Annotated in this window: 14 protein-coding genes; 11 read left to right on the forward strand and 3 right to left on the reverse strand. The window is 65.3% G+C overall.

Going from position 1 to position 17,937, the window contains the following annotated elements; all coding sequences use genetic code 11:
- The first annotated feature begins 207 nt into the window (after positions 1-207).
- Complete coding sequence (locus H8F01_RS11150; protein WP_187059081.1) at positions 208-1,236, forward strand: AI-2E family transporter; 1,029 nt, start codon at positions 208-210, stop codon at positions 1,234-1,236.
- Between the two features lie 342 nt (positions 1,237-1,578).
- Positions 1,579-4,479, forward strand: a complete 2,901-nt coding sequence (locus H8F01_RS11155) for a TonB-dependent receptor domain-containing protein (protein ID WP_187055204.1) — start codon at positions 1,579-1,581, stop codon at positions 4,477-4,479.
- Between the two features lie 79 nt (positions 4,480-4,558).
- On the opposite strand, the gene H8F01_RS11160 is transcribed toward H8F01_RS11155, so the two are convergent.
- Both H8F01_RS11160 and H8F01_RS11165 read right to left on the reverse strand, forming a co-directional pair.
- Complete coding sequence (locus H8F01_RS11160; protein ID WP_187055205.1) at positions 4,559-6,136, reverse strand: tetratricopeptide repeat-containing sulfotransferase family protein; 1,578 nt, start codon at positions 6,134-6,136, stop codon at positions 4,559-4,561.
- A 115-nt stretch (positions 6,137-6,251) separates the two neighbouring features.
- Positions 6,252-8,234 carry a UvrD-helicase domain-containing protein gene (locus H8F01_RS11165; RefSeq protein ID WP_187055206.1) on the reverse strand — a complete coding sequence of 661 codons (1,983 nt, stop codon included), beginning with the start codon at positions 8,232-8,234 and terminating at the stop codon, positions 6,252-6,254.
- A 138-nt stretch (positions 8,235-8,372) separates the two neighbouring features.
- Between H8F01_RS11165 and H8F01_RS11170 the strand changes: the two genes are divergently transcribed.
- From H8F01_RS11170 to H8F01_RS11190, 5 genes are all read left to right on the forward strand, one after another.
- Positions 8,373-9,158: a sel1 repeat family protein gene (locus tag H8F01_RS11170; RefSeq protein ID WP_187055207.1), complete on the forward strand. Its 786-nt coding sequence runs from the start codon at positions 8,373-8,375 to the stop codon at positions 9,156-9,158.
- A gap of 74 nt (positions 9,159-9,232) precedes the next feature.
- Positions 9,233-10,573: an NAD(P)/FAD-dependent oxidoreductase gene (locus tag H8F01_RS11175; RefSeq protein ID WP_238480952.1), complete on the forward strand. Its 1,341-nt coding sequence runs from the start codon at positions 9,233-9,235 to the stop codon at positions 10,571-10,573.
- Positions 10,574-10,702: 129 nt separating this feature from the next.
- Complete coding sequence (locus tag H8F01_RS11180; RefSeq protein ID WP_187055208.1) at positions 10,703-11,491, forward strand: sel1 repeat family protein; 789 nt, start codon at positions 10,703-10,705, stop codon at positions 11,489-11,491.
- 55 nt (positions 11,492-11,546) lie between these two features.
- A complete protein-coding gene (locus H8F01_RS11185) occupies positions 11,547-12,179 on the forward strand; it encodes a thymidine kinase (protein WP_187055209.1) in 633 nt (210 codons plus the stop codon).
- Between the two features lie 28 nt (positions 12,180-12,207).
- Positions 12,208-12,966 carry a hypothetical protein gene (locus H8F01_RS11190; RefSeq protein WP_187055210.1) on the forward strand — a complete coding sequence of 253 codons (759 nt, stop codon included), beginning with the start codon at positions 12,208-12,210 and terminating at the stop codon, positions 12,964-12,966.
- A gap of 103 nt (positions 12,967-13,069) precedes the next feature.
- Here the strand turns inward: H8F01_RS11190 and H8F01_RS11195 are convergent, their stop codons facing one another.
- On the reverse strand, positions 13,070-14,263 hold the full coding sequence (locus H8F01_RS11195) for a DesA family fatty acid desaturase (protein WP_187055211.1): 1,194 nt from the start codon (positions 14,261-14,263) through the stop codon (positions 13,070-13,072).
- A 175-nt stretch (positions 14,264-14,438) separates the two neighbouring features.
- Here H8F01_RS11195 and H8F01_RS11200 point away from each other — a divergent pair, with 175 nt between their 5' ends.
- Genes H8F01_RS11200 through H8F01_RS11215 form a run of 4 tightly spaced genes read left to right on the forward strand, consistent with a single transcriptional unit; the run spans position 14,439 to position 17,804 of the window.
- Positions 14,439-15,176 (forward strand): ABC transporter ATP-binding protein, encoded by a 738-nt coding sequence (locus H8F01_RS11200; protein ID WP_187055212.1) that lies wholly within the window; start codon positions 14,439-14,441, stop codon positions 15,174-15,176.
- A complete protein-coding gene (locus H8F01_RS11205; RefSeq protein WP_187055213.1) occupies positions 15,173-15,958 on the forward strand; it encodes an ABC transporter permease in 786 nt (261 codons plus the stop codon). The genes H8F01_RS11200 and H8F01_RS11205 overlap by 4 nt, the downstream gene beginning before the upstream one ends.
- Positions 15,958-17,313, forward strand: a complete 1,356-nt coding sequence (locus H8F01_RS11210) for a GldG family protein (protein WP_187055214.1) — start codon at positions 15,958-15,960, stop codon at positions 17,311-17,313. The genes H8F01_RS11205 and H8F01_RS11210 overlap by 1 nt, the downstream gene beginning before the upstream one ends.
- Entirely contained in the window at positions 17,310-17,804 is a 495-nt protein-coding gene (locus tag H8F01_RS11215) for a hypothetical protein (RefSeq protein WP_187055215.1), read from the forward strand. Before H8F01_RS11210 ends, H8F01_RS11215 begins: the two co-directional genes overlap by 4 nt.
- Positions 17,805-17,937: the final 133 nt, after the last annotated feature.

Genomic DNA, 17,937 nt, shown 5'->3' on the forward strand with positions numbered 1-17,937 from the left:
CCGGGTAAACAGAACGTGCAGGGTTGCACGAGTTTACGACATCGATGTTTCGCGGCCCGCGCCGTCGCGGCGTTGAAGAGACGCCGCATGGCGCCATCTCATAGGCTGGTCACCGCCACTTTGTCCCCGGGGCAGGTTGACTCAAGGGCTGGCGGCTGCCACCGGCTGCTGACAGACTCAAGCCCGCCCGCCTTCGCATGATCTTGCATGGATAACACGACAGCATCCCGCCCGACGTCGCCCGCCATCCGCATCACCAGTTACCTGCTTGCTGCCGCGGCGCTGGTGCTGGTGCTGGGCCTGCACCTGCTGCCGGCGCTGTTTGCCGGGCTGCTGGTCTACGAGTTGGTGCAGTCCACCGCCCCGCTGCTGGGCAAGCGCGTGCCGGGCGATCGCGCCCGCGCGCTGGTGGTGGCCCTGCTGGGCACCATCGTGGTTGGGCTGCTGGTGCTGCTGATCCTCAGTGCGGTCAGCTTCCTGCGCAACGAGATCGGCAATCCGGAGCTGATGTGGCAGCAGCAGCTGATGCCGCTGGTGGAGAAGGCGCGCGAGCAGCTGCCGGCCACCATCGTCGGCTGGCTGCCCGACAGCGTGGATGACCTGCGCGTGATGGCCATGGAGCTCACCCGCAAGCATTCCGTGAGCCTGCAGACCATCGGCAAGGAAGCGGCGCGCGTGTTCGTGCACATCCTGATCGGCATGGTGCTGGGCGCCATCGTGGCACTGAGCCGCGCCCGACCGGCCCATCAGGTGGGGCCGCTCGCCTCGGCGCTGGGCCTGCGCGCGCAGCGGCTGGCCGAAGCGTTCCACAACATCGTGTTCGCGCAGATCAAGATTTCCCTGCTCAACACCGTGTTTACCGCGATCTTCCTGCTCGGCGTGTTGCCGCTGATGGACATCCACGTGCCGCTGGCGAAAACGCTGGTGGTGGTCACTTTCATCGCGGGCCTGTTGCCGGTGATCGGCAACCTGATCTCCAACACCGCCATCACCATCGCCGGTCTTTCGGTTTCGCTGGGCGTCGGCGTGGCGGCGCTGGGTTTCCTGATACTCATCCACAAGCTTGAGTACTTCCTCAACGCGCGCATCGTTGGCGGGCAGATCCGCGCCCGTGCCTGGGAGCTGCTGGTGGCGATGCTGGTGATGGAGGCGGCATTCGGCCTGACCGGCCTGATCGCCGCGCCGATCTATTACGCCTACCTCAAGAGCGAACTGGAAGCCGAGCGGCTGATCTGACGGCTTCATTCGAAAGTCGTAAGTTTATAGCAAGTCTCGCTTTGCCATTCGGACGTCTGGATGTCCGTAATATATTTCGATACCTGTCTCGTCTGCTATGTAAGCCAGTGTTTTTCATGGACTTCTGTCCATATTTTGGTGTGTTGTGGTGCATGAAATTGCGCCGCAATGTGTGGCACGCTTGTAAAAGAAAAGTTTGTGCTACACATCGCGCCGACAGGAACATGGAGGTAACCGGCAAGTTCGTGCCTAAGGGAGGGCGGCGACTTGCCGAGGTTCCTGTTACAGCCCGCGCCGGGGGACGGCGTGACGACTGACTACAGTCCGTAGGGGAGAACCAAGATGTTGAAGTCCAAGCTGACGGCTGCCGTCCTGGCAGCCTTGGCGTTTGGCTATGCGTCCGCGACGCTCGCAGCCACCGACGCCGATAACGCACCCGCACAAGCATCATCGCAAGACACTTCCTCCAGCTCGCAAAGCGATTCGCAAAGCGACCAGGTCAAGAAGGCGAAGAAGCTCGAAGCCGTCACGGTCACCGGTTCGCTGATTCCGCAGTCGCAGGTGGAAACCGCGCAGCCCGTGGTCACCATCACCGCGGACCAGATGAAGGCACGCGGCTTCACCACGGTGGCCGAAGCGCTGCAGCAGGCGTCGTTCGCCACCGGCAGCGTGCAGGGTCCGCAGGACAATAACTCCTTCACCACGGGCGCGCAGACGCTGAGCATGTTCGGTCTGCCGGTGGGCTTTACCAAGTACCTCATCGACGGTCGGCCCATGGGTGATTTCCCGGGCCTGTACAACGGCAGCGACATCTTCAACAACCTGAGCAACATCCCGCAGGAAATGGTCGATCACATCGACATCCTGCCGGGTGGCCAGTCCTCGCTTTACGGTTCCGACGCCATTGCCGGTGTCGTCAACATCGTGCTGAAGAAGAAGGTGGATGCGCCGGTCATCGACGTGCGCCTGGGTGGCTTCAGTGAAGGCGGTGGTTCCAGCCAGCGCATCAGCTTTGCCGACAGCTTCCAGTTCGGCGCCTTCAATACCATGATCGGCGTGCAGTACGAGCAGAAGAAGCCGATCTGGGGCTATGACCGCGACCTGACCAAGCAGTACTTCACCGAGGGAACCACCCCGCCCACGGCGTCGCGTGACTACCTGGTGCTCAGTGGCATCACCGGCAAATACCTGTTCCTTGACCCGAACAACTGCTCCACCGTGGCGTCCGGCTACGGCGGCACCGAAATGAAGCAGTACCGACAGGGGCGTGGCTACTACTGCGGTTCGCAGTACAGCGCGGGCTACGCCACCCTCGCCAACGACACGAAGACGGCGAACCTGTATTCGCACTCCACCTTCGACGTCAACGAGGACCTGCAGTTGTACGGCGACCTGCTCTACAACTACCAGGAGCAGAAGTTCACCTCCGGCAGCAACACCACCTTCTGGGGCACCAGCGTCGCCACGGCGGGCTCCACGGGCGGGTACTTCTGGGATCCGACGGTGGGCGACCTGCGCCTGATGCAGAAGATCTTCACGCCGGAAGAGGTCGGTGGCTTCGACAACATCATGAGCAAGCAGTACGAGAGCTCGTACATGCTGACCCTGGGTGGCAAGGGCCACTTCCTGGACAACTGGGACTACGACCTGGGCTTCACCCACTCGGACGACCAGCTTACCAATCGCGACTTCCAGCGCTTCACCGGTCCGATCGAGCAGTACTTCGCCAATCACGTGATGGGCCACCAGCAGGGCACGTACTCCGGGTATCCGGTGTTCACGCCCAACTACGCGGCGTTGTACAACCAGATTTCGCCGTCGGACTTCCGCAGCTTCACCGGTTACACCACCTCGCATTCCAAGACCTGGGACAACATGATCCGCGGCCAGGTGACGGACCAGTCGCTGTTCGTGATGCCGGGTGGTGATGCCGGACTCGCCGTGGTGATGGAAGGCGGCAACCAGGGCTGGGATTCCTCGCCCGACCCGCGCCTGCTGGAAACCATCACCGACGGCAACGGCAACACGCAGAGCTATGTGTACGGCACCAGCGCCACGCCGGGTGCCGGCCATCGTTCGCGTTTCGCCACCACCGGCGAATTGCGCCTGCCGTTGCTCGAACAGCTGACCATGGACCTGTCCACCCGCTACGACGCCTACTACGTCGACAACCAGACGGTGGACCACACGACGTTCAACGTCGGCCTTGAATACCGCCCGGTCGAAACACTGCTGCTGCGTGGCCGTTACGGCTCCGCATTCAAGGCGCCGACGCTGGCGGACGAGTTCCAGCGCCCCAGTGGCTCCTACAACTCGGTCACCGACTACCTGAACTGCGCACGCCTGGGCTACGCCCCGGCCGTGGCTCCCACCAAGTGCCCGCCGCCGTATGACAACACGCAGTACCAGGGCCTGACCTACGGCAACCCCGCGTTGCAGCCGATCACGGCCAAGGTGTGGAGTTACGGTTTTGTCTGGGCACCGATCGAGCGCATGTCGATTGCGGTCGACTACCTGCACTGGAACATCAACAACGAAGTGGTGCAGGTGGATCCGGACAAGCTGTCCAAGACCGAGTACCTGTGCGATATCGGCACGCTTGATCCCAAGTCGGGCACCTGCGCCCAGGCATTCAGCCTGATCACGCGTGGCCCCGGCAAGGATGGCTTGCTGGGTCCAATCACCAATATCGCCACGCCCAAGCTGAACCTGGCCAACGAAGAGGTCAACGCCATCACGGCGAACTTCAGCTACGTGCAGCCGATTGGTTCGTTCGGCGAGCTGTCGATGGCGCTGTCGTACTCGGACCTGCTCAAGCACACCACGCAGGACTTCGTGATCGACCCGAAGATCGACGTGCTGCGCGAGCCGTTCTACAGCACGGACTTCAAGTCCAAGGCCAACGGCTCGCTGACCTGGAGCAAGGGTGACTGGGGTGCAACGCTGTATTTCAACCGTTATGGCAGCACGCCCAACTACCTGGCCACGGTGCTCAACAGCTATGAAGAACCAGGCACCGGCAAGCTGGCGCCGTGGATCCTCTACAACGCCAGCGTGACCTACAACCCGATGAAGAACCTGGCGCTGTCGCTGCTGGTCAACAACCTGTTCAACTCCATGCCGCCCAAGGACGACAGCTACCCGGGCACGTTCAACCAGCCCTACAACACGGACAACTACAACGTGTACGGGCGCGCCATTTACCTGGAAGCGAAATACAGCTTTGGCGGAACCGCCAGGTAATCGCCTGCGATGGCCTTGGTGTGATGACGAACGGCCCCGCGCAAGCGGGGCCGTTCTTTTTACCGGGCGATGTCGCCTTTCAGCGTTCGAAGGCGATGCCGGCGTCGTCCAGCAGTTGCAGCAGGGGCGACAGCTGGGCTTCGTACTTCTTCCATCGCCGTACCGCCGTTCGATAGATGGGTGCGCGCACCTGCACGGCGCTGGCGGTGTTCACCGGCGCATCGTTCTTTTCGAATTGCAGGCAGCGGTCGTCCCATGGCAGGTCGCAGAATGCCAGCAGCCGGCGCGTATGTTCTTCTTGTGCGTCCACCAGGCCCTCGTACTCCACTTCCAGGATGCGACCGGGAAACACCTTGCGCCAATGGGCCATCAGCCGGTCGAACAGGACGAAGTAGCGCCCGGTGTCGAGCAGGTCGAACGAGTAGCCGTACAGCGGGGAAAGTTGCGAAAAAAGCTGGCGGAAGTTGCTGAGGCAGGTGTCCACCGGATCGCGCCGCAGGCACACGATGCGAGCGTTCGGCAAGGCGTTCGCGATGAAGCCGGCATAAAGGAAATTGTGCGGCAACTTGTCGATGAAGCGAGGGCGTTGGCCAGTCGCCGGCCGGGTGCTGGCCAGATAGTCGGCGCCCAGTCTGGTCCAGTCGACCTGCCGCGCCCGCTCGATGGTGTCCAGGTCGATCATGGGAAACGTGGTGCTGCCGCTCTGGCGCTTGAGCACCACGCCGAAGTTCTGCAGTTCCCCAGCCGAGTACACGTCCGGATGGCTCGAGATGATGCGTTCCACCAGCGTCGTGCCCGAGCGTGGCATGCCGATCACGAAGATCGGCTCGTGCGTCGGATCGCCCTGCACGGCAGCCTGCGACTGAGGAAACTGGCGTGCGATGGCCTCGAACAGCGCCTCGTCGTGGTGAATCGAATAGCCGCGCGTTTCCTTGCCGGAGGACTTGCCGCGTACCAGTCGCTCGAACGCCGCGGGATACTCCCCAAGATCTTCGTGCTCCTTGGCCAGCGCCATGTTCACGTAAGTCTGGGCCTGCTCATTGCGCGGATGCGCGTCGGCCAGCGCCTGCAGCCGTGGCACGTGGTGGTGCCCGGGCGTCTGTCGCCGAAGCTGGGAGAGCGTAAGGTGTGCGCCCCAGAAGGTCGCGTCGAGCGCTATGCAGGCTTCCAGCTCCTGTTCGGCGGTGGTGATGTCGCCCATGGCCACCAGCGCCGTCGCCAGGTTGAAGCGATAGGAGGCCTGCTCGGGCATCAGCGTCGCCGCAGCCTTGAACGCCGTGGCGGCACGATCGTGGGCGTGCCCCTGGGTGTAGACCACGCCCAGCGTGTCCAGCGTAAAGGCGTCGGTGGGATGGAGGGCCATCGCCTTGTCCGCCGCCGTGACTGCGTCGCGGGTACGGCGCACCATGGTCAGCGCCTTGGCGAACTGCGTGGCATAGTCCGCGCGGGTCGGCTCAAGATCCATCGCCTTGTGCAGAAATCCCAGGGCCAGCGGCATCTCCTGCAATTCCATGAAGGTCACGCCGGTGATGTAGCAGACACCCGCATCGTTGGGCACCATCGGCAGCAGGCGACCGGCCACGGCGCGGGCCTGGAGCCATTGGCGTCGGTTGAAGGCATCGACCAGCTGGGCATAGAGATGGGCTGGCTCGGTCATGGCGATCCGCATCGGTGTGTAGCCACCGATTCTATGAGACGAACGAAGGCTTTGGGTGGTCATGACCACCCAAAGACTTCAAGCCTTCGAAAGACGGTTCACTGCGGGAACGAGCTCAGTTCCCTGCCAGCATCGCCGCGATTTTGGCGATGTGTGATTCGGCGGTTTCGCGCACCACTTCCTTGTCTGCTTCCGGATCCTTGCCCTGCCAGTGCAGGTCGTCCTGCGGCAGTTCGTGCAGGAAACGGCTGGGCTGGTTGCTGTTCACTTCGCCGTAGCGCTTGGTCTTGGCCGACCACGACAGGGTGAGCATTTCCTTGGCGCGGGTGATGCCCACGTACATCAGGCGACGCTCTTCGTCGATGCGGCCCTCGTCGATGGCGCCATCATGCGGCAGCGTGCCTTCCTCGCAGCCCACGATGAAGACGAAGCGGAACTCCAGTCCCTTGGCCGCGTGCAGCGTCATCATGCGCACGGCGTTGCCGGGTTCGTCGCGGTCCGCGTGCGTGAGCAGGGCGAGCTGGGCGGCCAGGTCGCCGGTGGTGTTGTCGTTGCGCTGCATGGCGCGGAACCAGTCGGCCAGTTCGCGCAGGTTGCCGAGCCGGCGGTCGCGCAGCGTGGCATCCGTGGTGCTGGCCGCCACGTGGGCGGCGTAGCCGGTGCGTTCCAGCACGGTGTCGACCAGGTCGGCGGCGCTCTGGTGGATCGAGGCGCTGCGCAGCTCATCCATCAACTGCGTGAACGAAGCCAGCGCGGAGGCCGGGCGCGGCGACAGCTGGCGCAGCACGGCGTCGCTGCGCGCGGCTTCAAGCAGTGGCGCATGGCGGGTCTGCGCGATCTCGCCCAGCTTCTCCAGCGTGGTGCTGCCGATCTCGCGCTTGGGCACGTTCACCACACGCAGGAAAGCCGCGTCATCGCTAGGGTTGGTGAGCAGGCGGAAGTAGCACAGCAGGTCTTTCACTTCCGCGCGGTCGAGGAAGCTCAACGCGCCGGAAAGGTGATACGGCACGCGCGCCAGGCGCAGCGCCTTTTCCAGCGGACGCGCCTGGAAATTGCCGCGATAGAGAATGGCGATGTCGTGCCAGCGCGCCTTGTGCTTCTCCGCCAGCGTGGCGGCGACGGCGGCCACGCGCTCGGCCTCGTGCTCGTTTTCCTTGCACTCCAGTACGCGGATCTGCGCGCCCTCCGGATGCTCGCTCCACAGCTTCTTTTCATGAAGATGCGGGTTGTTGGCGATCAGCGTGTTGGCCGCGCGAAGGATGCGCTTGCCGCAGCGGTAGTTCTGCTCCAGCTTGATCACGCGCAGGCTCGGCCAGTCCTTGCCGAGCTGGTCGATGTTCTCGGGGTTCGCGCCGCGCCACGCGTAGATCGACTGGTCGTCGTCGCCCACGCAGGTGAAGCTGCCGCGGTCGCCGGCCAGTGCCTTCAGCAGGCGGTACTGCGCATCGTTGGTGTCCTGGTATTCGTCCACCAGCAGGTAGCGCAGGCGTTCGCGCCAGATGGTGCGGCATTCCTCGTCGCTTTCCAGAATGCGCAGTGGCAGGCGGATCAGGTCGTCGAAGTCCACCGCGTTGAACGCGTTGAGTCGCGTCTGGTAGAGATCGTAAATGGTGGCGGCGTCCAGCTCGCGCGGACTGCGCGCGGCCGCCAGCGCTTCCTCGGGTGACAGGCCGGCATTCTTCGCGCGGCTCACCAGGTTGCGGATGCCGAACAGCACGTCGGGCTTGATGCCCTTGGGCGCCAGTTCCTTGATGATGCCTTCGCTGTCATCCGCATCCAGCACGGAAAAGCCTTTGCGCAGGCCTGCACGTGCGTGCTCGATCTGCAGGAACTTCAGGCCCAGCGCGTGGAAGGTGCACACGGTGAGCGCGGCGGCATCCTCGCTGCTGATCAGCTTGGCCACGCGCTCGCGCATTTCCTTCGCCGCCTTGTTGGTGAAGGTGATGGCGGCGATGCGTGATGGCGCAAGCTTCTTGCGCGCGATGAGATACGCGATCTTCTGCGTGATCACGGAGGTCTTGCCCGAGCCGGCACCGGCCAGCACCAGCAGCGGACCGTCGCAGTGTTCGACGGCGGCCAATTGTTGGGGGTTGAGCATGGGACGGGCATCGGCAGAAGCGGCGCACGATGGTACCAGAGCACGACGCGGGTTCCGGGAGGGTATGCTTGCCTGAATGGCATGGAAGCCCCGCCGCCCGGCCGCACGGGCGGCGTCACATTACAAGGAGAGCGTGATATGGCGAAAACAGTCTCATGGAGCGTGTGCCTGGCGCTCCTGGCCTTTGTGCCGGGCGCCGCCGGGGCCCAGGCCAGCGATGTCCCGCTGAGTCCCAAGGAGCAGAAGCAGCTGGAGGAGCTGGACGCGGTGATGGCGCAGCCCTCGCTGGTCGCCCACCACTCGGACCTCTATTTCCGGGGACTCGGCGCCGAGGCTTACCAGGCCGGTAGCAAGCGGCGCGCGCTGTCCATGTTCATCGCGGCCTCGCGCTATGCCGACAAGCCCTCGCAGGCGATGGTGGCCGCCATGTACTGGAACGGCGAGGGCACGGCGGTGGATCGACCGCGCGCCTATGCCTGGATGGATCTGGCTGCCGACCGCGGCTATCGCGACCTGGTCATCCAGCGCGAGCTTTACTGGAGCCGGCTTACCCCGGCCGAGCGCGACGCGGCGCTGGCGGTGGGCAAGGAGATCTTCGACGAATACGGTGATGAACGCGGCCGCCGCCGCTTGCGGGCGGAGTTCCACCACGAGCTCATGCGCGGCACCGGCAGCCATACCGGCGCCGTCGGCAACGGCACCACCACCACGTCGCTGGGTTTGCTGGGCGCCGGTCATGCGGGTGCGCAGGGCTACCTCCTTGACGGCAACGCCACGCCGCTCTCGAGTTACTACAGCAGCGCCGTCTGGTCAGCCGACGAGTACCTGCGCCTGAAGGACCTGCAATGGGAGCTGCAGGGGCACGTCAAGGTGGGCGATCCCGAGCCCGTCTCCGAGTCCCCCGATACGCAACCCCCGCATTGAACTGCACACATGCGTCACCCCACGACCCGCCCAGCGCGGCAATAATCGAACCCGGGACTCTCGGAGAGCGCGGCATGCCCGAAGCAGCACCGATGACCGTAGAGCAATGCGATGTGCTCGTGATCGGCGGCGGCCCCGCCGGCAGCACGGCGGCCACGCTGCTGGCGCGCCGCGGCTACCGCGTGGTGGCGCTGGAGAAGGCGCGCCACCCGCGCTTTCATATCGGCGAATCGCTGCTGCCGATGAACCTGCCCATCTTCCGTCGCCTGGGCGTGCTGGAGAAAGTGCATGCGCTGGGCGTGTTCAAGGCCGCCGCCGATTTCGAGGCCGACAACGAGCGCGGTTACAACACCTTCGATTTCGAGCGCGCGTTGGGCAACAGCCCGCCGCATGCGTACCAGGTGTGGCGCCAGGACTTCGACTGCATGCTTTACCGGCACGCGGCCGAGAACGGCGCGGATGCCCGCGAGGGCCATGAAGTGCGCAGCGTGCAGGAGCTTGCCGCGTACGACTGGGAAGTGCAGGTGGCCACTGACGACGGCGGCGCTTACACCCTCCGTGCGCGTTACATCGTTGATGCATCCGGTCGAGATGCCTTCCTTTCCGGCAGGAAGAAGCTCAAGCGGAAGAATCCCGAGCACCAGAGCGCGGCCATCTTCGGCCACTACCGCGGTGCGGAATTCCGTCCCGGTGAACACGCGGGCAACATCAGCATGTATCGCTTCGAGCACGGCTGGATGTGGATGATCCCGTTGCCCGAGGGCGTGATGAGCGTGGGTGCGGTGTGCTGGCCGGATTACCTCAAACAGCGACGCGGAAGCCCGAAGGATTTTCTGCGCGACACCCTGCGCCAGAACCAGGCCTTGTGGAAACGGCTTGAACAGGCCGAGCTGATCGGTGATGAGGTGCGCGTCACCGGCAACTACTCGTACGACTCCACGCAGATGGCGGGGCGGGGCTGGATGCTCGTCGGCGATGCGTTCGCCTTCCTTGATCCGGTGTTTTCCTCCGGCGTGTACCTGGCCATGTCCAGCGCCGAACTTGCCGCGGAAGTGGTGGATGGCGCGCTGCGCGATCCCACCCGTGAGGCTGCGCTGCAGCGCCGGCTTGAACGCCGCATGCGACGCGGCATGAAACACTTTGCGTTCTTCATTTATCGCTTCAATGGCCCGATCATCCGCCAGCTGTTCCGTTCGCCACGCAACTATTTCCAGATCGAGCAGGGCGTGATTTCCATGCTTGCGGGTGATGTGTTCGATTCGTTCAAGGTGCGCCTGCGCATCGCGGCGTTCCAGGGCCTGTATGGCGCGATGGCGGTGTTGGGCTGGCGACGTTGGCGTGCGGATTTCCGCGACCGGCAGGCGCAGGCCAGCGCGCGTTTTGTCGGAGGCACGACGCCGTTCGACGGGGAATGACCGGGCCGTCGTTCGTTCACCCGGGACAGGCCGCAAGGAAGCGTAAGTTCGGTGCCCGGGCCAGGGACATGGGCCAGGTGCGCTGCGTGGCCTGCCCTTCACGGGAGATGGTTTTCACAGGAGAGTGGAATGAATCGATCCGTGCTTCTTCCCATGGTGCTCGCCGTAGCGGGCATGCTCGGCGGACCGGCGGCGATGGGCCAGGCCGCATCGGCATCGGGTGCACCGGCGATGGATGCGGGGCAGGCGAAGGCGTTGCGATCGCTGGAAGACATGGTCGCCATCCCCGGCGTGCTCAAGGAGCACCCCGACCTCTACTACCGCCAGCTGGCCATGAACGCCTATGGCAGCGGCAACAAGGCGAAGGCACTGAAGTTGTTCCTCTACGCCGCCGGCTATGCGGACAAGCCTTCCCAGGCGGCGCTGGCCACCTTGTACTGGGGCGGCGAAGGCACGGCCGTGGACCGGCCGCGCGCCTATGCCTGGATGGATCTGGCCGCCAGCCGCGGCTACGCGAGGCTGGTGACCTCGCGCGAGTATTACTGGAGCCAGCTCAGTGACGAGGAGCGCGCCCAGGCGCTGCGCGTCGGCAAGGAAATCCTGGCCGGCTACAACGACGAGCTCACCCTGCGCCGCCTGCGCCAGAAACTCGATCACGCACGCAGGAACGTCACTGGCAGCCGGCTCGGCTTTGTCGGCAACGGCACCGTGAATGCCGCGACCAAGGACGAGGGTTACTCGCCCGACAACCCTTCCACCGCCGGCCTGGCTGATTACTACAGCGACGCCCTCTGGAATGCCGACGAGTACGCCCGGCTCAAGGATCTGCAGTGGAAGGTACGGGTGGACGCCATGCCCAGCGTGACCGTGGGCGACCTGCAGAAGGTGACCCCAGCGCCCGCGCCGCCGGGCCAATAACGTCGGAAGGGCGCGGCGGGCGCAGTACTATGTGCGCCTGTCATCAGGACCATCCATGGCCAAGCTGTACTTCTATTACTCGGCAATGAATGCCGGCAAGACCACCACGCTGCTGCAGAGCGCGTACAACTACCACGAGCGCGGCATGCGCACGCTCATCCTTACCCCGGCGCTGGACAACCGCTACGGCGATGGCGTGGTGGCTTCGCGCATCGGCCTGAAGGCCCATGCCATCCGCTTCGGCGGCGAAGAGGACCTGCTGGCGCTGGTGCAGGCGGACGTGGCCGCGCGAGGCCCGCTGCACTGCGTGTTCGTGGACGAGGCGCAGTTCCTCAGCAAGTCCCAGGTGTGGCAGCTGAGCGACGTGGTGGACAAGCTCAACGTCCCGGTGCTGGCTTACGGCCTGCGCACCGACTTCCGCGGCGAGCTGTTCGAGGGCAGTCGCTACCTGCTGGCCTGGGCGGACAACCTCGAGGAGATCAAGACCATCTGCCACACCGGCCGCAAGGCCACCATGGTGGTGCGCGTGGATGAACAGGGTCGCGCGGTCACCGAAGGACCGCAGGTTGAGATCGGTGGCAACGACCGCTATGTCTCGGTGAGCCGCGCCGAGTTCAAGAACATTACGGAAGGACACGGCAGGATTGAACTGCAGCAGCCGGTGCTGCCGCTGGGCGAGGGGCATTGAGCCCCAGCCGCTGACCCAAAGGAACGGTATGACCAAGATTCCCTTTCCCGCCTGGCAACGTCCGCACTGGCAGGCGAGCAACGAAGAGATCTTCCTGCAGTTCTTCGTGTTCGGCAAATTCCAGTCCGGCCGCGCACCGTCGCTGGACTACGGCAGCGAGGGCCTGCCCGAGGGCGTGGAGCTGACCAGCCACAACCACCCGCAACTGCGCCAGTGGGACGGCTACCCGCTGCGGGGCAGCGTCGGCCGCATGTTCAAGGAAGACGCCCCGGAGGCTTACCGGCAGGCCATCGATGCGCCGGAAGTGCTGGTGGTGCGCGGCCGCCTTCCCGACAGCGCCGACACCGGCTACCTGCGCGACACCCTCGGCGTGCTCGCCGCGCTGCTGGACGTGGGCGGCGTGGCCATCCTCGATCCGCAGACGCTCAATCTCTACGACGCCGACACCTGGCGTCGCCAGTTCGTGGTGCGCGACGGTGCGCCCATCCGCAACCACCTGTTGATCCTGCGCGATGCGGAAGAGGCCAAGGGCCACTACTGGATCCACACGCGCGGCATGCGCAAGTTCGGCCGCGCCGACATCAGCCTCCGCAACGTGCCCGAGGCCGACAGCGACCGCGCCGGCATGCTGTGCGAACGCCTGGTGGAACTGGAAGCGCTCGGCGCCCGCTTCGAGGAAGGCCAGGAGCTGGAGGCGGACGGGATGACCTTCGTCGCCAAACTGGGCGGCGGGGTCGAGGACCCGGACTTCAACAACAGCTTCGTGGAGTTCCGCTGGCCGGAGTGATGCGGGTTGCCGCGTCCTCTCCCCACGGCGGAGGACGCGCACCGCCAGCCCATAAAAAAAGCCCGCCTTCCGGCGGGCTTTTTCATTCAGCGGTTGCGTCCGATCAGGCGCTGGCGACCGAATAGCTCTTCAGTCGACCGGCGAACTCCTGCAGTGCGCGGATACCGCTCTGCTCGGCCTCGGCGATCCACTGCTGCAGGCCCTTCAGTGCCTGATCCGCACCACGCTGCTCCATCAGGGCGGCAAGGCGGTTGCGGAAGTCGCACACGGTGCTCAGCGTCGGGCGCTTGGCCAGCACGGCCTGCATGCGGTCACGACCTTCGTTGTCCAGCCAGCGACCACCATCGGCCAGTGCGCGACGCATGCGACGCGGTACCGACTTGATGTTGTCGCCGGCGTGCTGCGCTTCGTCGCGCAGGGTCGGCATGATCACGTTGCGGTAGTAGTCGGTCATCGCGGCGAAGCGATGGGTGAGCACGCCCTTGAGCGTCTCGGCATCGGGCAGGTGCACGTTCGGGCGGACGTCCAGCGTCGGCGCCACGCGCAGCACCTTGGCCAGGCCGACCTTCTGCAGGCCGCAGATCACGAACCAGCCGATATCGAACTCCCACTTGCGCAGGGCGAACTTGGCCGAGCTCGGGAAGGCGTGGTGGTTGTTGTGCAGCTCTTCGCCGCCGATCCAGAAGCCCCACGGAATGAGGTTAGTCGCGGTGTCGGCGCTCTCGAAGTTGCGGTAGCCCCACCAGTGGCCGATGCCGTTGACGAAACCGGCGGCCCAGAACGGGATCCACACCATCTGCAGCGCCCACAGTGCCGCACCGACCACGCCAAACAGGGCAAGGCTGATGATCAGCATCAAGGTCGGGCCCCAGTACGGGTGGGCGCCATAGAGGTTGCGCTCGATCCAGTCGTCCGGCGTACCGCGGCCGTACTTCTCCATGTCTTCCTTGCGGTAGCAGGCGTCGCGGTACAGCGACACGCCATCCCAGAAGACCTTCTTGATGCCGAAGACCTGCGGGCTGTGCGGATCTTCCTCGGTCTCCACCTTGGCGTGGTGCTTGCGGTGAACCGCCACCCACTCCTTGGTGACCATGCCCGTGGTGAGCCAGCCCCAGAAACGGAAGAAATGCGAGATCGACCAGTGCAGGTCCACGCCGCGGTGCGTCTGGCAGCGGTGCAGGTACAGCGTCACCGTGAAGATGGTGAGCTGCGTCATGACCAGCATGTAGATCACGATGGAACCCCAACTGGCGTGCGTCAGGCCGTTGGAGAGGAAGTTGAGTACTGCATCAAGCATGGGAAAACACCCAGGTGTATGAAATTTCAGTCTAATCCAGGGGTTTCCGTACCCGCCAGCATGGACCAGCTCATTATTGTCGCACCCCTTTGAGGCAACGACGTTAATGTGCTGTACCGCCCAAGGGCGCTCCCTCCCCGTTGTGTGAATGTGGGGGCGCCGTGACAATCATGCAATGACCGCGCCCACCGCCGTACTCCAACTGGATCACATCACCCGACATCGCGCGGGACGACCCGCCGTGGCGGATCTCAGCCTGACGCTGGACGCGGGACAGGTACTGGGTTTGCTCGGGGTCAACGGGGCCGGCAAGAGCACCACGCTGGCCATGGTCGCCGGTGCGCTGGTGCCCGATGGCGGGGCCATCAAGCTGAATGGAAAGGACTTTCTGGAGCAGCCCGAGCTGGCCCGCCGGGGTATCGGCTGGCTGCCGGAACGTGCCCCCCTGTGGCCGGAACTGACCGTCCTGGAACATCTGGACGCGCATGGTCGCCTGCGTGGCCTGGGTGGCGCCGGCCTGGCCAGGGCGCGGCAGCGCATCGTCGAGCGCCTGGAACTGGGCTCGCTGGCGCGTCGGCTGGCCGGCGTGCTGTCCCAGGGCCAGCGCCAGCGCCTTGGCCTGGCCTGCGCACTGCTGCACGAGCCCTCGCTGCTGGTGCTGGACGAGCCCGCCAATGCGCTCGACCCGGTGCAGGTGGCCGCGCTGCGCTCGGTGATCCGCGAACAGGCGGCGGCGGGCACCGCCATCATTCTTTCCACGCACCTGCTCGCCGAAGTCACGGCGGCCTGCGACCGCGTGGCGATCCTGCACGAAGGGCAGCTGCGCTACGACGGCGCCATCACCGACGACGACCACAAGATGCTCGAACAGACGTTCTTCGATATCGCCCTGCGCGGGGCACAGGCCGCATGAGCGTGCTTGCCGTGACGCGGCTGGAGCTGCGCCGACTCGTTGTCCGCCCGCTGGCCTGGGTGCTTGCTGCTTTGACGCTGGCGCAGCTGGCGTGGCGCTTCACCCTGCTGCTTGGCGGTTTCCTGGCCGGGCAGATCAAGCTTGCGGCCCTGCCCGGCGGGCCGGGCTACACGGACCTGGTCGGTGTGCCGATGCTGAGCAGCATCCTCACCGGCGGCATCCTGCCCTTTGGCGTGGTGGAGCTGGCGCTGGTGATCGTGCCCCTGCTCACCATGTCCTCGCTGGCTGGTGAGCGCAGCAATGGCACGCTGCCGCTGTGGTTTGCCGCGGGCCTGCCGGCGTCGCGCATCGTGTTGGGCAAATACCTGGCGCTGATGCTGTGGCTGGTGTTGTGGCTCGCGCTGGCATTGGCCATGCCGCTGAGCCTGGCGCATGGCGTCACGCTGGACTGGGGCAAGCTCGCCGCCGCGTCGCTGGGTGCGCTGCTCACGCTGGCGGCGCTGGCCGCCATTGGCGTGGCCAGCTCCGCCTATGCATCGCATGCCTCGATTGCCGCGACCATCGCGCTCACCATCGGCCTGGCGCTGGCGGGCGTGAACATCGCCGTACAGCGCGCCGGTGCCACCAGTGGCGTGTTCAACTGGCTGGCGCTCAGCGGCCATCTCGAAGACATGCTGCGCGGCCTGGTATCGGTGGCGGACGTGGCGTGGTTCCTGCTGGTCATCGTGGTGGCGCTGGCCCTGGCCACGCAACGGCTTGCCGCCGAAAAGGAGCGTGGCTGATGGCGCGCTTCTTCCAACGGGTGAATGGCTGGCTGTTCGCGCTTGCGCTGCTGCTCGCCGCCGGTGCCATTGGTTACCTCACGACGCGCCACGATCATGTCAGCGACTGGACCTTTGGCGGTCGCGCCAGCCTGTCGGCGGAAAGTCGCGCCGTGCTGGCCACGTTGCATGGTCCGGTGGATATCGTCAGCTACGCCAACCCGCAGAGTGACTTGCGCCACACCGTGGCCGGCTTCGTTGAGCGCTACCAGCGCGCGAAGCCCGACCTCACGCTGCGCTTTGTCGATCCCCAGCAGGATCCCGCCGCCATGCGCGAGCTGGGCATCACGGTGGATGGCGCGTTGATCCTGCATTACCAGGGGCGCGAACAACGGCTGGATGAACTGTCCGAACGCAGCCTCACCAATGCGCTGGAGAAGCTGGCGCGCGGCGGCGAGCGCATCGTGGCGTTTGTTTCCGGCGATGGCGAGCGCCGTCCCGACGAAAAGGGCAATGCCGACCTCGGCATGTTCATGGCGCAGATGGAAGGCCGCGGCATGCGCGCCGTGCCGCTGAACTTCGCCCAGGTCACGGCGGTGCCGCAGCACACGGACCTGGTCGTGCTGGCCAGCCCGGAACTGGCCTTGCCGGACGGCGCGGTGAAGGCGCTTTCCGATTACGTGGCCAACGGCGGCAATCTTTTGTGGCTGAGTGAGCCGACCAATGACGACCTGCACCTGCAGCCGCTGGCCGACACGCTGGGCATCCGCGTCCTGCCGGGCGTACTGGTGGATGGTCAGGGCGCCGCGCTGGGCCTGAAGGATCCGCGCATGCTTGCGCTGGGTGACTACCCGCAGCATGCGATCACGCGCGGCTTCCAGCTCACTACGCTGTTCCCGCAGGTGTCGGCGCTGGCCCTGGCCGCGCGCACCGACTGGAAGGTCGCGCCGTTCCTGCGCTCCAGTGCGCAGAGCTGGACCGAATTCAAGCCGATCGACAACACGCAGAGTTCCAGCATTGCCTACGACGCCAGCGCCGGCGAGCTGAAGGGCCCGCTGGATTTCGGTTTTGCGCTGAGCCGTCTCTCGCCAAGCCCGGACAAGGCCGAGCAGCGCGTTGTAGTCATCGGCGATGGCGACTTTCTCTCCAACACCTTCCTCGGCAACGGTGGCAATCGTGCGCTGGGCGAGCGCATTTTCGATTGGTTGCTCGGTGACGATGCGCTGGTGAACCTGCCGCCGCGCGGCGCACCGGATCGCGTGCTGCAGATCACCCAGGCCCAGCTGAGCGTGGTGACGCTGGGCTTCCTGATCGTGCTGCCGCTGTTGCTGCTGCTGATCGGCGGTTTCATCGTGTGGCGTCGACGTCGCGCATGAAGCGCGCAGCAAAGCGGCGCCTGTGGCTCGCCGGCGGCGTGGCGCTGCTGCTGGCCGTGGCAGGCTGGCAGTGGCGGCAGGACAGCGCCGGCGCGCCAGGCACGCTGCTGCGGGTCGACCCGGCCACGGTGAACGACGTCGCCCTCGCCATTGGCAAGGGCCCCACCGAGCATTTCGCCCGGCGCGACGGCCACTGGTGGCGCACCGACGGCACGCCCGTGCGCGCCGATGACGGCCGCATGGGCGAGCTCACCGATACGGCCGCGGCCGCCGTGCTGAGCTGGCGCCCGGCCAGCGATTTCGACCCGGCTCGCATCGGGCTGGCCACGCCAGTTGCCGTGCTGACGCTGGACGGCCAGCGCCTGGAATTCGGCGAAACCTCGGTTACCGGTCCGCAACGCTATGTGCGGGTAGGCGATCGCGTGGCGCTGATCTCCGTGCGCTACACGCCACGCGGCGCCACGGCCGAAGCCACCCGGATCAAGGAGTGAGTAGAGAGGAGTGAGTAATCAGAGAGAGCCATCTCTCGCTCCTCACTCCTCTTCACTCACTCCTGCTTTTAGCAGCGGTACCTTGCACCGTCTCACTGACTCCCCATATGGGATTCATACCTCGACTGGAGCG

This window comes from Dyella telluris (genome assembly GCF_014297575.1).
In the GTDB taxonomy this organism is placed as follows: domain Bacteria; phylum Pseudomonadota; class Gammaproteobacteria; order Xanthomonadales; family Rhodanobacteraceae; genus Dyella; species Dyella telluris.

Bases quoted from the DNA above. Each gene is read 5' to 3' on its own strand.
- H8F01_RS11150 (WP_187059081.1), top strand. From the start codon at position 208: ATGGATAACACGACAGCATCCCGCCCGACGTCGCCCGCCATCCGCATC.
- H8F01_RS11155 (WP_187055204.1), top strand. From the start codon at position 1,579: ATGTTGAAGTCCAAGCTGACGGCTGCCGTCCTGGCAGCCTTGGCGTTT.
- H8F01_RS11160 (WP_187055205.1), bottom strand. From the start codon at position 6,136: ATGACCGAGCCAGCCCATCTCTATGCCCAGCTGGTCGATGCCTTCAAC.
- H8F01_RS11165 (WP_187055206.1), bottom strand. From the start codon at position 8,234: ATGCTCAACCCCCAACAATTGGCCGCCGTCGAACACTGCGACGGTCCG.
- H8F01_RS11170 (WP_187055207.1), top strand. From the start codon at position 8,373: ATGGCGAAAACAGTCTCATGGAGCGTGTGCCTGGCGCTCCTGGCCTTT.
- H8F01_RS11175 (WP_238480952.1), top strand. From the start codon at position 9,233: ATGCCCGAAGCAGCACCGATGACCGTAGAGCAATGCGATGTGCTCGTG.
- H8F01_RS11180 (WP_187055208.1), top strand. From the start codon at position 10,703: ATGAATCGATCCGTGCTTCTTCCCATGGTGCTCGCCGTAGCGGGCATG.
- H8F01_RS11185 (WP_187055209.1), top strand. From the start codon at position 11,547: ATGGCCAAGCTGTACTTCTATTACTCGGCAATGAATGCCGGCAAGACC.
- H8F01_RS11190 (WP_187055210.1), top strand. From the start codon at position 12,208: ATGACCAAGATTCCCTTTCCCGCCTGGCAACGTCCGCACTGGCAGGCG.
- H8F01_RS11195 (WP_187055211.1), bottom strand. From the start codon at position 14,263: ATGCTTGATGCAGTACTCAACTTCCTCTCCAACGGCCTGACGCACGCC.
- H8F01_RS11200 (WP_187055212.1), top strand. From the start codon at position 14,439: ATGACCGCGCCCACCGCCGTACTCCAACTGGATCACATCACCCGACAT.
- H8F01_RS11205 (WP_187055213.1), top strand. From the start codon at position 15,173: ATGAGCGTGCTTGCCGTGACGCGGCTGGAGCTGCGCCGACTCGTTGTC.
- H8F01_RS11210 (WP_187055214.1), top strand. From the start codon at position 15,958: ATGGCGCGCTTCTTCCAACGGGTGAATGGCTGGCTGTTCGCGCTTGCG.
- H8F01_RS11215 (WP_187055215.1), top strand. From the start codon at position 17,310: ATGAAGCGCGCAGCAAAGCGGCGCCTGTGGCTCGCCGGCGGCGTGGCG.